Genomic DNA, 13,597 nt, shown 5'->3' with positions numbered 1-13,597 from the left:
CGTCCGCCGGACCACCTTGCGCCCGGAGGACCCGTCGCGGTCCGCCGCCCCCGGCCTCGCGGCCGTACCCACCCTGCCGGCAGAGCCCTCCCGTCCTGCCGAACAGACTGCCGAACAGACTGCCGACCAGCCCCGCACCCTCGACCACCAGGAGCCGTGATGAGCACCTACGACGACCTCACCGACCTCACCGACGCCCCCGAGCTGTCGGCCGCCGACGCCGCGCCCGCCGACCGCCTGCCGCGCATCACGGTCTTCGGCACCGGCTACCTGGGTGCCACGCACGCCGTGGCCATGGCCCAGCTCGGCTTCGACGTCACCGGCGTCGACACCGACCTGGCCAAGGTCGAGGCGCTCGCCGCCGGCAAGGTGCCGTTCTACGAGCCCGGGCTGCCCGAGCTGCTCGAGGCCACGCTCGCCACCGGCCGGCTGCGCTTCACCACCGACGCGGCCACCGCCGTGGCGAACGCCGAGGTGCACTTCGTCTGCGTCGGCACCCCGCAGATGAAGACGAGCCACGCGGCCGACCTGCGGTTCGTCGAGGCCGCCACCACGGCCGTGGCCCGCGCGATGACCCACGACGGCGTCATCGTCGGCAAGTCGACCGTGCCCGTCGGCACCGCCGCCCGTCTGCGTGAGATCGTCGCCCGCGAGGTCGCCCCCGGCGTCGCGGCCGAGCTCGTCTGGAACCCCGAGTTCCTGCGCGAGGGCAAGGCCGTCGACGACACCCTGCACCCCGACCGGGTCGTGGTCGGCGGCGCATCCCCGGCCGCCGAGGCCCTGCTGCGCACCGTCTACGCGCAGCCGATCGCCGAGGGTTCGCCGTTCGTCGTCACCGACCTGCCGACCGCCGAGCTGGTCAAGGTGTCCGCCAACGCGTTCCTCGCCACGAAGATCTCGTTCGTCAACGCGATCGCCCAGGTCTGCGAGGCCGCCGGCGCCGACGTCACGGTGCTCGCCGACGCCATCGGCCACGACGTGCGGATCGGCCGCCAGTTCCTCGACGCCGGACTCGGCTTCGGCGGCGGCTGCCTGCCCAAGGACATCCGCGCCCTCATGCACCGCGCCGGTGAGCTCGGCGCGCACCGGGCCGTCGCGCTCATGCAGCAGGTCGACGAGATCAACATGGGCCAGCGCGCGGCGGTCGTCGACCACGCCGTCGAGGCGTGCGGCGGCTCCGTGCTCAACCGGCGCATCGGCGTCCTCGGTGCCGCGTTCAAGCCGCACACCGACGACGTGCGCGACTCGCCGGCCCTGAACGTCGCCGCGGCCCTGCATCTGCGCGGCGCGCAGGTCACCGTGTACGACCCGCAGGCCGGCGACACCGCCCGCGCCACGTTCCCTTCGCTGACCTACGCGACGAGCGCCGAGGAGGCCGTCGAGGGGACCGACGTCGTGCTGCTGCTGACGGAGTGGGAGGAGTTCCTGCGGGCCGACCCGACGCAGCTCGCCGAGCGCACCCGCACGCCCCGGCTCATCGACGCGCGCGGCAAGCTCGACACCGACGCCTGGCGTGCCGCGGGCTGGACGACCCGCACGCTCGGCCGGGCCGCCTGACGCGACAGGCACCCGCCGCGCACGACGAAGGCCGCCGCTCCCGATCTCCCGGGGGCGGCGGCCTTCGTCGTGCTGCGAGCCGGCTGCGGGCCCGCGTGCGGGCGGTGCAGGTCAGGCCAGCGTGTCGTCCACCAGCGCCTTCGCGGCCTCCTGCACCTGGGTGAGGTGCTCGGCCGACACGAACGACTCGGCGTAGATCTTGTAGACGTCCTCGGTGCCCGACGGGCGCGCGGCGAACCAGGCGTTCTCGGTGGTGACCTTCAGGCCGCCGATCTTCGCGCCGTTGCCCGGCGCCGCGGTCAGCCGGGCGGTGATCTCCTCGCCGGCCAGGGTCGTGGCGGTCACCTGCTCGGGGGAGAGGGCGGCCAGCGTCGCCTTCTGCTCCCGGGTCGCCGCGGCGTCGACCCGCGCGTACCAGGACTGCCCGAACTCGCCGACGAGCTCCTGGTGCCGCTGCGAGGGCGACTTGCCGGTCTTCGCCAGGATCTCCGAGGCGAGCAGGGCGAGCAGCAGGCCGTCCTTGTCGGTGGTCCACACGGTGCCGTCGGTGCGCAGGAACGACGCGCCCGCCGACTCCTCGCCACCGAAGCCGACCGATCCGTCGACGAGCCCCGGCACGAACCACTTGAAGCCGACGGGCACCTCGAGCAGCGTCCGGCCCAGGCGCGCCGCCACCCGGTCGACCAGCGAGGACGACACGAGCGTCTTGCCGATCGCCGTGCCGGCCGGCCAGCCCGGGCGTGCGCCGCCGTACAGGTAGTCGATCGCGACGGCCAGGTAGTGGTTCGGGTTCATCAGCCCGCCGTCGGGCGTGACGATGCCGTGCCGGTCGGAGTCCGCGTCGTTGCCCGTGGCGATGTCGAACGGCGCGTCCCCCCGCATGCGCTCGACCAGCGAGGCCATGGCCGACGGCGAGGAGCAGTCCATGCGGATCTTGCCGTCCCAGTCCAGGGTCATGAACGACCAGCGCGGGTCGGTGCGCGGGTTCACGACCGTCAGGTCCAGGCCGTACCGCTCGCCGATCTCGCCCCAGTACTCCACGGACGCGCCGCCGAGCGGGTCGGCGCCGATCCGCACCCCGGCGGACCGGATCGCGTCGAGGTCCAGCACGTTCGCCAGGTCGTCGACGTACGAGGTCAGGTAGTCGTGCCGGAGCGTGGTGTCGGCCGCCAGCGCCTTCTCGACGCTCACCCGGGCGACCGCGCGCCATCCGGTGCGCAGGATCTCGTTCGCGCGGTCCGCGATCCAGTTCGTGGCGTCGGAGTCGGCCGGGCCGCCGTGCGGCGCGTTGTACTTGAAGCCGCCGTCCCGCGGGGGGTTGTGCGACGGGGTGACCACGATGCCGTCGGCCAGACCGGGCCCCTGCGTCCGCACGCCCTCGGACGTGCCCGCACCGTTGTGCCGCAGGATCGCGTGCGAGACGGCCGGCGTCGGCGTCCACGAGTCGCGCGCGTCGATGTGCACCTCGACCCCGGCGGCGGCCAGCACCTCGAGCGCGGTGCGGAACGCCGGGTCGGACAGGCCGTGCGTGTCCCGTCCGATGAACAGCGGTCCGTCGGTGCCCTGGCCGCGGCGGTACTCCACGATCGCCGCGGTGATCGCGACGATGTGCGCCTCGTTGAACGCGCCGTCGAACGCCGAGCCGCGGTGGCCGCTCGTGCCGAACACGACGCGCTGCGCCGGATCGGCCAGATCGGGCTCCCGGTCGTAGTACGCGCCGAGGAGGGCGTCCACGTCGATGAGGTCGGACGGCTGGGCGGGTGTACCGGCGCGCGGATCCATGCCCCCGATCCTCTCTCACCCGCCGCCCGCTGGGCACCCCCAGGGGTCCTACGCGGCCCGGTGCCCCGGTGGCCGGTAGCCTTCCCGCATGGTCAAGAACACCCCCGCGTTCGTGCTGCGTCCGTTCGAGGGCCTGCCCGGTGAGCCCGACTGGGTCGCGCTCAAGGAGGTCGTCCCCGCCGCCACGGCGACGGCACGCACGACCGCCGAGTACGGCGCCAAGGACGTCCTGGTCACGACGGTGCTGCCCACCGGCTGGCGTGCGCTGCACCGCGCCGACGGCGTGATCCTGCTCGCGCTGCAGGTCCCCGGCGGTTCGGGCGACGCGTCGCGCGACCTGGCGACCGCGCTGCTCGAGGCGCTCGACGTCGAGGCCGGCACCGCGATCGAGTCGATCGGCCTGCCGACCCCCGGTCCGCGCCTGCAGGACGTCCTCGACCTGTCGGTGCCGTTCGAGGTCACGCTGCAGGAGTCGTTCGCGTACTGGCTCGCCCCCGACACCGAGCGCACCGCGGACCTCACCGCCGCGATCGAGGACGCCGACGCGGGCATCATCGACACGGTCAAGCTCACCGCCGCCGACTCCGCCTACTGGTGCCGCATGGGCGACCGCGAGTTCCTGCGCTGGTCGCAGCCGCACGAGGAGCAGGTCGTCCTGGACGGCCTCGCCCGCCTGCACGCGGCCCGCGAGTCCGGGTTCGACGACGCCAAGTTCGTCGGGTACTTCCGCTCGTCCGGTCTCGTCGTCCCGGTGTGGGAGCTGACCCGCGGGACGGAGGCCGCCGAGGTCGAGGCGCCCCTGGCCGCGTTCGTCCCCAAGTTCGCCGCGGCGCTCGCGGACACGACGCCGCTCGACGCGAACGCGCGCCGTGCCCGCGCCGGGCTCGTCGCCCGGCAGGTCACGCTGCGCTGAGCCGCGGCGCCGGCTCCGCACCGGCGGCATACCCGCCCTGCGCCTGCTCTGCACCCGCCCCGCACCTGCCCTGCACCTGCCCCGCCGACGGGCTGCCGACCTGTGTCCCGGCAGCCCGCGGCGAGGCACGCGTGCGGCCGCCCCACCCGGAGCGCCGATAGGCTGACGTGGTGAAGCGCGAGCACCGGTCCGCGGAGACGTCCGAACTCTCGGCAGACGCACCGGCCGACCGGGGCGACGCCGTCGTCGAACCCGCTGTCGACCCCGTGGCGAGCCCGGCAGGGGCCGCCGAGCCGTCGGCCGCCGTCCAGCGCTCCGCGCGGGCCCGGCAGCGCGTCGCCGTCATCATCCCGGCCAAGGACGAGTCCCGCCGGATCGCCGCGACCGTCCGGTCCGCCCGTGCGATCCCGCACGTGGACCTCGTGCTCGTCGTCGACGACGGCTCGGAGGACAACACCCAGCACGTCGCCCGCGACGCCGGTGCGGTGGTCGTGCGGCACTCGCACAACCGCGGCAAGGCTGCCGCGATGGAGACGGGCGCCGCCGTCGTCGCGATGCGCGACGCCCCGGACCGCGCCCCCCGGATCCTGCTGTTCATCGACGGCGACCTCGCCGACACCGCGGTCAACACCGCACCGCTCGTCCCGCCGGTCGTCGAGGGCGAGACGGACCTGGCCATCGCGCTGCTGCCCCCGCAGCCCGGAGCGGGCGGCCGGGGCATCGTCGTGGGCGCCGCCCGTCGGGCGATCGCGTCGCTCACCGGCTGGACGCCGACCCAGCCGCTGTCCGGCATGCGGTGCCTCACGCGCGAGGCGTTCGAGGCGGCCACGCCGCTGGCGCGCGGCTGGGGTGTCGAGACGGGTATGACGATCGACCTGCTCCGGCGCGGCTTCCGTGTCGTCGAGGTGCCGTGCGACCTGCGGCACCGGCCCTCCGGCTCGGACCTCAAGGGTCAGATCCACCGGGCCGCGCAGTACCGCGACGTCATGCTCGCGGTGAACGCCCGCCGGGTGCGTCGCGTCACGACGGCCGTGCGCCAGACGGTCGTCCCCTCGACGCGTCCGCCGCAGACGCACCGCTGACGACGGGCCCGGTCGGCCCTCAGACGGTCGCCGGCGCAGCCTGTCCCGGGGGCCCTGCCACGGCCTCGCCCTCCGGGTCCACGACCTGCCCGTCCGGTGCACCCAGCCGCCACTGGGCGGCCGCCGCGACCAGGCACGGCACGGCCAGGGCGATCCCGGTCGCGGGCACCACGATGCCCGAGTCGTTGATGAGGAACCCGACGGTGAGCGCGAGCCCGATGGCCGCCACGGCCGGCTTGAGCAGCGGCACCGCGGTGCGCAGGCCCGCCATGGGGCTGCCCTTGCCGAGCAGGTCCCCGCGCCGCGGGTGCGGACCCGTGACGACCAGAGCCGTGAGCGCGACACCACCGATCGCGAGCACCAGGTACCGCCACGACGTCAGCACCCGCAGGTTGACCTCGAGCTTGCGGTAGACGACGTCCCACAGCCCGCCGTCGAGCACGGTCGCGAAGAACCGGCCCAGGTGCGTGCGCTCCGACGCCGGTCGCAGCCAGTCGAGCCCGGCGATCCCGCCGACGGCCAGCGCGCCGGCGAGGCAGATGATCGCGATCGTGCGCCAGCGGACCTTGCGGCCGGAGACCTGGATCGTGAGCAGCGAGAACGCGAGGATCAGCGGGGGAGGCCCGCCGAAGTCGCTGCCGAGCCCCGGCATGCCGTCGACGACGACGAGCAGCAGGCCGAGCGCCGCGACCGACCACACGGCCGCGGTCCGCCGGCCGCGCCGCAGCAGCTCGTCGGCGATGACGACCGCGAGCAGCAGCCCCCCGGCCGTGAGCAGGGCGAACGCCTGGTTGCTCATGCCGTAGAACCGGGCGGCGAGGATCCGGTGGGCGCCCATGGGCGAGTCGATGACGAGCGTCGAACCGGTGCACGCGTCGACCACGAGCACGAGGACCGTGACGGCGGCGACGACACCGGCGGGCCCGAGCGGCCGTCGGCGCCACGGACCGGCGAGCGCGAGCACGGTGATGGCGACGACCCAGCCGATGGTGACCCACCAGAAGGCGGTCGACGGGGTCGCGGACCGCCACCACGGCACGAGCCCGGTGAGGAACGAGGCGACCGGTGCGGCCGCGAGGGCGAGCGCGGCGACCCGCAGCACGCGCAGCGCGGGACGCAGCGGTGCCCGGTCCGAACGGCCGGTGCGGGTCAGGATGATCGCGGCCGCGACGAACAGGGCGGCCTGCACGAGCACGAGCTGCGCCGAGAAGGGGGCGCTCACGCGGGTGATGAGCAGCGCCTTGCGGGCGACGTCCAGCAGGTGGTCGACGCGGGCCGACGCCGCGGCGGGACCCGGCGTCGCACTGATCGGCGCCCCGGAGAGGGCCGCCATCGAGTCGTCGAGCCCGAGCGCCTCGAGCACGGTCGGGGTCACGTCGACGGCCTGCACGAGACCCGGCTGGCGGGTCGATCCCGAGGTCAGCAGGCTCTCGCCGAAGGCGAGCTCGGGTGTGTCCGACCCCGTGCCGACGGCCGCCGCGAGCTGCAGCTGGGCACGCCCCGAGTCGGCGATCGACACGACCAGCACGGTGGCGCCGGCACGTTCGGCGGCGTCGAGCACAGCACCGACCCGGGTGTCGACGACCTGCGTCTGCTGGGCGCGCGTCGGCTCGACGAAGGCCTCGGTGCTGCTCGGGTCGTCCGCCCCGGCGACCAGCTCGGCCTGCTCCTGCTCGGTGAGCGCACCGTCGGCGGCGTCGGACGTCCGTCCCACGGTGGCCTGCCCGGCGTCGCGGACCGAGCCGGCGTCGACGACGACGAGGTCGGACGTGCGCAACGCCTCGCGCACCGCCTGGGTGAGGGACGACGTGCCCGACGGCCGGTGCACGTACGTGCCCACCGGGTACCCGTCGCTGTCGGACAGGGCGATGGCCGCGCCCGGCCCGATGCCCGTGACCTGGGCGCCGCCGGCCTGCAGGGCCTCGCCGAGGAGGCCGAGCCGCGCACCGTAGGACTGCGCGTCGACCGCCGCCGTGTAGTCCTCCCAGCCGGGCACGGGCCGGGCCGGCTCGGTGATCGGCTCGCGCAGCGTGCGGCACGAGCCGTCGGCGACGACCACGTCGGCGGCGCGCGCGCCCGCGGAGACGCCGAGCCAGCCGTCGGCGGGGCAGGAGCGCGTCGTCACGCTGCGGGCGGCGACGAGCCCGATCGACGCCGACCGGGACAGCGACCACAGCGCGGGGGTGGTCAGGGTCGTGACGTCGTCCCAGCGGACCCCCGTCATGCCGACGAGGACCAGCGGCGTGGTCGCCGAGTCCCCTGCCGTGGCGGCGTCGTCGGTCGCGAGGACGCCGGTGCTCGTCCGGGTCGTGCCCGTCGACCCTGTCGTCGCTGTCGCCGGTGCGGCCGACGCGACCGAGAGCCCCAGGCCGAGTGCGAGCACGAGCAGAGCGAGCACCGGCGCGCTCCTGGCGGTGCGCACGGCGCGTGAGGCCGGGTGGGCAGCCGGGCGGGGGGCTGCGTGAGCAGCCGGCAGGGAGGGGACGGGCACCGGCCAAGCCTACGGTCGCACTACCCTCGACCCGGCGGGCCCGCCCGGGTCCGCCTCGGGTGTCCACCGCCCGCGCACGGGACCTGCACGTCGTCCGGTGCCAGGTCGCGGCATCCAGGACCAGGAGGGCCGATGTCCACGCCGACCGCACCCCGCTACGCCTACCTCGGCCCGGCCGGCACGTTCACCGAGGCCGCGCTGCGTCAGGTCGTCGCACCGCAGGACGCCGTGTACCTGCCGCAGCCCGACGTGGTCTCGGCCATCGAGGCGGTGCGGTCGGGCACGGCCGACTTCGCGGTCGTCGCGATCGAGAGCACGGTCGAGGGCGGTGTCACCGCGACGCTCGACTCGTTGGCGGTCGGCGCCCCGCTCGTCCTGCTGCGCGAGGTGCTCGTCCCGGTGCAGTTCACGCTGGCCGCGGCCCCGGGCGTGCGCCTGGAGGACGTGCGACGGATCGCGGCGCACCCGCACGCATGGGTGCAGTGCCGGCGCTGGCTGTCCGCGCACCTGCCCGACGTGGTGCACGTGCCCGCGACGTCGAACACGGCACCGGCCGCGCTGATCGCCGCACGGACCGCCGTGGACGCACCCCTGGGCTTCGACGCCGCGCTGGTGCCGCCCGCGGCCGTCGAACCGTACAGGCTGACGGTGCTCGCCCCCGACATCGCCGACAACGCGCACGCGCTGACCCGGTTCGTCGTCGTGGGGCACCCGGGTGACGTGCCGGCCCCGACGGGTGCGGACAAGACGACGCTGGTCGTGCACCTGCCCGACAACGAGGCCGGTGCGCTGCTGTCGATGCTCGAGCAGTTCGCGGTGCGCGGCGTGAACCTGTCACGGATCGAGTCCCGGCCCATCGGCGACGCGCTCGGCCGGTACTCGTTCTCGATCGACGCCGACGGGCACATCGCCGAGGAGCGCGTGGGCGAGGCGATCATGGGCCTGCACCGACGGTGCCCGTACGTGCGGTTCCTGGGCTCGTACCCGAAGGCGGACGGCGTGCCGCCGGTCGTGCACGTGGGCACCTCGGACTCCGAGTTCGTGCACGCCCGTGTGTGGCTGCGCTCGGTCCGCGAGGGTGCGGCGACCTGACGGGGGTCAGCCGGGGACGCGCACGACGAGCGCCCCGGGGTCGACCCAGGCGCTCAGCTCCCTGACCTGGCCGATGACCTCGCCGTCGACCTGCACGTGCTCGCCCGCGGGCACGACGACGCGCACCGAGCGGGCACGGGTGTGGTCGATGCGGCCGATCTTGGCGGGCAGCTCGTTGCGCACGCCGACGCCCTGCAGGACGACCTCGCCGAACAGCTGCGCCCACCCGGCGACGCCCGCGCGGGTGTCGATCGCCGCGAGGTCGAGCCACCCGTCGTCGACGACCGCGTCGGGCAGCAGGGTGAGGCCGCCGGGCAGTCGGCCGCAGTTGCCGATGAGCAGGCTGCGAAGCCGGGTGGTCGTGCCGATCTCGTCGTCGATGCGCACGTGCACCCGGGTGCGGCGTCCGTGCAGGTGCTTGATGCCGGCGACGAAGTAGGCGATCCAGCCGACCTTGGCCTTGAGCTGCTCGTCGGTGTCGGCGACCATCGCCGCGTCGAAGCCCAGGCCGGCGATCACGAGGAACAGGTGGTCGTCGGTGCGCGGCGTGCCGTGCTCGTCGGCCCCGGCGCGGCCGTCGTCCGCAGGCGTGCCGTCACCGGTGGCGCCGTGCCGCAGGACGCGCAGCCAGCCGACGTCGATCGTGCGGTCGACGCCCGTGAGCGCGACGTGCAGCGCGGCCTGCTGGTCGGAGAGCGGCAGGTCGAGGTTGCGGGCGAGCAGGTTCCCGGTGCCGAGCGGCAGCAGCCCCATGGGCACCCCGGTGCCGACGAGGGCCTCGGCGACGGCGCGCACGGTTCCGTCGCCGCCCGCGGCGATGACGATGTCGGCGCCCTTCTCGAGCGCCTCGCGCGCCTGCGCGGTGCCGGGCTCCTCGGCCGTGGTCTCGTACCAGAGGGGCTCGGGCAGGTGCTGGTGCGCGCACTCGCGGCGGACGGCGATGCGCAGCCCCGCGACGTCGGGCTTGGTCGGGTTGGCCACGACGGCGACGAGCGGGCCACGGTGGTGCGGGTCCCGTGCCGGGTGGTCGCCGGAGGCCTCGTCGCCAGCCGCGGTCCGTCCGAGCCGGGCGCGCAGCTCCTGGCCCTGGCGCCACAGCACCGCCGCGACCGTGAGGGCTGCGAGGGCCACCGCGACCGCGGCCACGGCGACCCACCCGACCCACGACATGCCCGCAATCTACGTCGGTTCGCCTGTTCCTACCTGCCTGACGCCCGGTCGGTGGGCCGCTGACCTCGTGGTCCGCGTCACCGTGACGTCGCCCCCGCGCCCACCTCGCGTCAGGTCGGCGTCGACCTCACGTCACCCCGGTGGGGCGGCGGGGTGCGCGCGGGGGCGGGTCGATAGGCTCGGCCCGTGATCGATCTGCGACTCCTGCGGGAGGACCCCGACGTCGTGCGTGCCAGCCAGGTCGCGCGTGGTGACTCGCCCCATCTCGTCGACGAGGTGCTCGACGCGGATGCGCGCCGACGTTCCGCGCTGACCGGGTACGAGAACCTGCGGGCCGAGCAGAAGTCCCACGGCAAGCTCGTGGCGTCCGCGCAGGGCGAGGAGAAGCAGCGGCTGCTCGCGCACGGCAAGCACCTTGCCGAGCGGGTCAAGGCGTTGCAGACCGACGCGGAGGCGGCCGAGAAGACGGCGACCGAGCTGGCGCGCCGCATCGGCAACGTCATCGAGCCGGGCGTGCCGACCGGCGGCGAGAACGACTTCGTCGTGCTCGAGCACGTGGGCACGCCGCGCGACTTCGCGGCCGAGTACGGGCCCGACTTCACGGTGCGCGACCACCTCGACCTCGGCGAGGGCCTGGCCGCCATCGACACCGAGCGCGGCGCCAAGGTGTCGGGTGCGCGGTTCTACTACCTGACGGGCATCGGTGCGCGCCTGGAGCTGGCGCTGCTGAACGCGGCGGTCGACAAGGCGCTCGCGGCGGGGTTCACGCCGGTCATCACCCCGACGCTGGTCAAGCCGGAGATCATGGCCGGCACCGGGTTCCTCGGCGCGCACGCCGACGAGATCTACCGGCTCGAGGCCGACGACCTGTACCTGGTCGGCACGAGCGAGGTCGCGCTCGCGGGCTACCACTCGGGCGAGATCCTCGACCTGTCGGCGGGTCCGAAGCGGTACGCCGGCTGGAGCGCCTGCTACCGCCGTGAGGCGGGTTCGTACGGCAAGGACACGCGCGGCATCATCCGTGTGCACCAGTTCCACAAGGTCGAGGCGTTCAGCTACACGACCGTCGAGGACGCCGCGGCCGAGCACCAGCGGATCCTCGGCTGGGAGAAGGACATGCTCGCGCTGGTCGACCTCCCGTACCGCGTGATCGACACGGCGGCGGGCGACCTGGGGTCGAGCGCCGCCCGCAAGTTCGACTGCGAGGCGTGGCTGCCCAGCCAGCAGCGCTACCTCGAGCTGACCTCCACCTCGAACTGCACGACGTTCCAGGCCCGCCGCCTCGGGGTGCGCGAGCGCACCGCGGACGGGTCGCTGCGCGCGGTCGCGACCCTCAACGGCACGCTCGCCACGACGCGCTGGCTCGTGGCGATCCTGGAGAACCACCAGCTGCCCGACGGCTCGGTGCGCGTGCCCGAGGGCCTGCGCCCGTACCTGGGTGGTCTCGAGGTCCTCGAACCGGTGAGGGCCGCCCGATGAGCCGGGCCCGGCTGGTCGCGCTCGACGTCGACGGCACGCTGATGTCGTACGACGGCGTGATCTCCGACGGCGTCCGTGAGGCGGTCGCCGGTCTGTGCGAGGCCGGGGTGCACGTGGTGCTCGCGACCGGGCGCTCGGTCATCTCGGTGGTGCCCGTGGCGCACGACCTGGGTCTGACGGACGGCTGGGTGGTCTGCTCGAACGGCGCCGTGACCGCCCGGCTCGACCCCGACCTGGACGACGGCTACGAGATCGCGAAGATCATCACGTTCGACCCGGGCCCGGCGCTGCGCACGATCGCTCTCGAGCTGCCCGACGCGTTGTACGCGGTCGAGGACGTCGGCTTCGGGTTCCTCGTCTCGGGCGACTTCCCGGTCGGCGAGCTGCAGGGCGAGCACAAGCGGGTGCCGTTCGAGGAGCTGACGCAGACGTCGGCGACGCGCGTGGTGATCCGCAGCCCGCAGAGCACGCCGGAGGAGTTCCACGAGCTCGTCGAGCGCGTCGGGCTGCACGAGGTCACGTACGCGGTCGGCTGGTCGGCCTGGCTGGACCTCACGCCGGGTGGCGTCTCGAAGGCCTCCGCGCTGGAGGAGATCCGCCAGCGCCTGGGTGTCGAGCCGTTCGCGACCGCGGCCATCGGCGACGGCGGCAACGACCGCGAGATGCTCCAGTGGGCGGCGCGCGGCGTCGCGATGGGCCACGCGTCGGATGCGGTGCGGGCGGTCGCGGACGAGGTCACGGGCACGATCGACGACGACGGTGCGCTCGACGTCCTGCGGAGCCTGCTGGCCTGACGGGCGTCCGGCCGACCACCTGGACGTACGCCCAGGTGGACCGTCCCCCGGGGTGGCGTGGACACTGCCTCCCATGGCGCACGGCATCGAGGACGTCGCCCGGGCCGCCGGGGTCTCCACGGCGACCGTGTCGCGGGCGCTGCGCGGGCTGCCGAACGTGACCGCGTCCACCCGGGAGCGGGTGCAGCTGGTGGCCACCGAGCTGGGCTACTCGCCGTCGCCGTCGGCCTCGTCGCTGGCCTCGGGCCGCACCCGGACGATCGGGGTGCTCACGCCGTGGATCAGTCGCTGGTTCTTCGCGAACGTCATCGAAGGTGCGGAGCGCACGTTGCGCGCCTCGGACATGGACGCGCTGCTGTACACGTTCGAGGTGACGAAGGGTCCGCGCCGTCGCGTCGACCCGTCGGTGCTGCGGCGTCGGGTGGACGGTGTCCTCGTGGTGGGTCTGCCGCTCACGCAGCCCGAGGTGGACGACCTGGCCTCGTTGGGGCAGCCGCTGATCTTCGTCGGCTCGGGCCCGCCCGGGCAGATCACCGTGCGGCTCGACGACCTGCGCACGGCCCGGGTGGCCACCGATCACCTGATCGCGCTGGGGCACCGCACGATCGCCCACGTCACGGGCGACCCGGACGAGATGTCGGCGTGGGCCCCCGCGACGGACCGGCTGCGCGGCTGGCGGTCGGCGCTCGCCGCGGCGGGCCTCCCGGCGCGGCCCGACCTGGAGGTGCACGGCGACTTCGACGTGACGAGCGCGCGTGCCGCCGCGCACGTGCTGCTGCGTGAGCACCCCGAGGTGACGGCGGTGTTCGCCGCGTCGGACGAGATGGCGATGGGGGTCGCGCTCGCGGCCGGGGACCTGGGGCTGCGTGTGCCGGAGGACCTCTCGCTCGTCGGCGTGGACGGGCACGACCTCGGCGAGCTGATCGGGCTGACCACGATGGTGCAGGACGCGGGCGACCAGGGGGTGACGGCGGCGTCCATGCTCCTCGACCTCATCCGCGGCGAACCCGTGCCGGGCGACGTCACGTTCCCGACCCGCCTGGTGGTGCGTCGCTCGTCCGGTCCGGTGCGCGTCGGCGCCTGAGAGCCCGTTGTTCGTCCCCGGTGGGCCGCCTGGGAGATCAGTGACCCAATCGTTATGCCCCGGACACCCTCCTGTGGTTGCGCTCCCGCCATGTAAGCGCTTGCATCGGACGCAAGGCCGGAGGAGCCGCCGGCCGTATCACCACGACGATGT

The 13,597-nt window shown here is 74.5% G+C and carries 10 protein-coding genes; 7 read left to right on the top strand and 3 right to left on the bottom strand.

The window, feature by feature from the left end:
- Window positions 1–159: 159 nt before the first annotated feature.
- On the top strand, window positions 160–1,557 hold the full coding sequence (locus BKA22_RS06175; protein ID WP_146952689.1) for a UDP-glucose dehydrogenase family protein: 1,398 nt from the start codon (window positions 160–162) through the stop codon (window positions 1,555–1,557).
- A 111-nt stretch (window positions 1,558–1,668) separates the two neighbouring features.
- On the opposite strand, the gene pgm is transcribed toward BKA22_RS06175, so the two are convergent.
- Window positions 1,669–3,339 (bottom strand): phosphoglucomutase (alpha-D-glucose-1,6-bisphosphate-dependent), encoded by a 1,671-nt coding sequence (gene pgm / locus BKA22_RS06170; protein ID WP_146952656.1) that lies wholly within the window; start codon window positions 3,337–3,339, stop codon window positions 1,669–1,671.
- A gap of 88 nt (window positions 3,340–3,427) precedes the next feature.
- Here pgm and BKA22_RS06165 point away from each other — a divergent pair, with 88 nt between their 5' ends.
- Together BKA22_RS06165 and BKA22_RS06160 are read left to right on the top strand one after the other, a co-directional pair.
- Window positions 3,428–4,252 carry a DUF5926 family protein gene (locus BKA22_RS06165; protein WP_146952655.1) on the top strand — a complete coding sequence of 275 codons (825 nt, stop codon included), beginning with the start codon at window positions 3,428–3,430 and terminating at the stop codon, window positions 4,250–4,252.
- Between the two features lie 266 nt (window positions 4,253–4,518).
- The gene (locus BKA22_RS06160) at window positions 4,519–5,334 is read left to right on the top strand and encodes a glycosyltransferase family 2 protein (RefSeq protein ID WP_223203544.1); all 816 of its coding nucleotides are present in this window, start codon (window positions 4,519–4,521) and stop codon (window positions 5,332–5,334) included.
- A 19-nt stretch (window positions 5,335–5,353) separates the two neighbouring features.
- On the opposite strand, the gene BKA22_RS06155 is transcribed toward BKA22_RS06160, so the two are convergent.
- A complete protein-coding gene (locus BKA22_RS06155) occupies window positions 5,354–7,732 on the bottom strand; it encodes a hypothetical protein (RefSeq protein ID WP_146952654.1) in 2,379 nt (792 codons plus the stop codon).
- Between the two features lie 225 nt (window positions 7,733–7,957).
- Here BKA22_RS06155 and pheA point away from each other — a divergent pair, with 225 nt between their 5' ends.
- Window positions 7,958–8,917 carry a prephenate dehydratase gene (gene pheA / locus BKA22_RS06150; RefSeq protein WP_146952653.1) on the top strand — a complete coding sequence of 320 codons (960 nt, stop codon included), beginning with the start codon at window positions 7,958–7,960 and terminating at the stop codon, window positions 8,915–8,917.
- A 6-nt stretch (window positions 8,918–8,923) separates the two neighbouring features.
- On the opposite strand, the gene BKA22_RS06145 is transcribed toward pheA, so the two are convergent.
- Window positions 8,924–10,087, bottom strand: coding sequence for a diacylglycerol/lipid kinase family protein (locus tag BKA22_RS06145; RefSeq protein WP_146952652.1), 1,164 nt, complete (start codon window positions 10,085–10,087; stop codon window positions 8,924–8,926).
- 186 nt (window positions 10,088–10,273) lie between these two features.
- Here BKA22_RS06145 and serS point away from each other — a divergent pair, with 186 nt between their 5' ends.
- From serS to BKA22_RS06130, 3 genes are all read left to right on the top strand, one after another.
- Window positions 10,274–11,566, top strand: a complete 1,293-nt coding sequence (serS, locus tag BKA22_RS06140) for a serine--tRNA ligase (protein ID WP_146952651.1) — start codon at window positions 10,274–10,276, stop codon at window positions 11,564–11,566.
- Window positions 11,563–12,360, top strand: a complete 798-nt coding sequence (locus tag BKA22_RS06135) for an HAD family hydrolase (RefSeq protein WP_146952650.1) — start codon at window positions 11,563–11,565, stop codon at window positions 12,358–12,360. Before serS ends, BKA22_RS06135 begins: the two co-directional genes overlap by 4 nt.
- 73 nt (window positions 12,361–12,433) lie before the next feature.
- On the top strand, window positions 12,434–13,444 hold the full coding sequence (locus BKA22_RS06130; RefSeq protein ID WP_146952649.1) for a LacI family DNA-binding transcriptional regulator: 1,011 nt from the start codon (window positions 12,434–12,436) through the stop codon (window positions 13,442–13,444).
- The last annotated feature ends 153 nt before the right edge of the window (window positions 13,445–13,597 follow it).

This window comes from Cellulomonas soli (genome assembly GCF_013409305.1).
In the GTDB taxonomy this organism is placed as follows: Bacteria; Actinomycetota; Actinomycetes; order Actinomycetales; family Cellulomonadaceae; genus Cellulomonas; species Cellulomonas soli.
The sequence above is the reverse complement of the archived record's forward strand: the minus strand, read 5'-3'. Positions and strand labels throughout refer to the sequence as shown.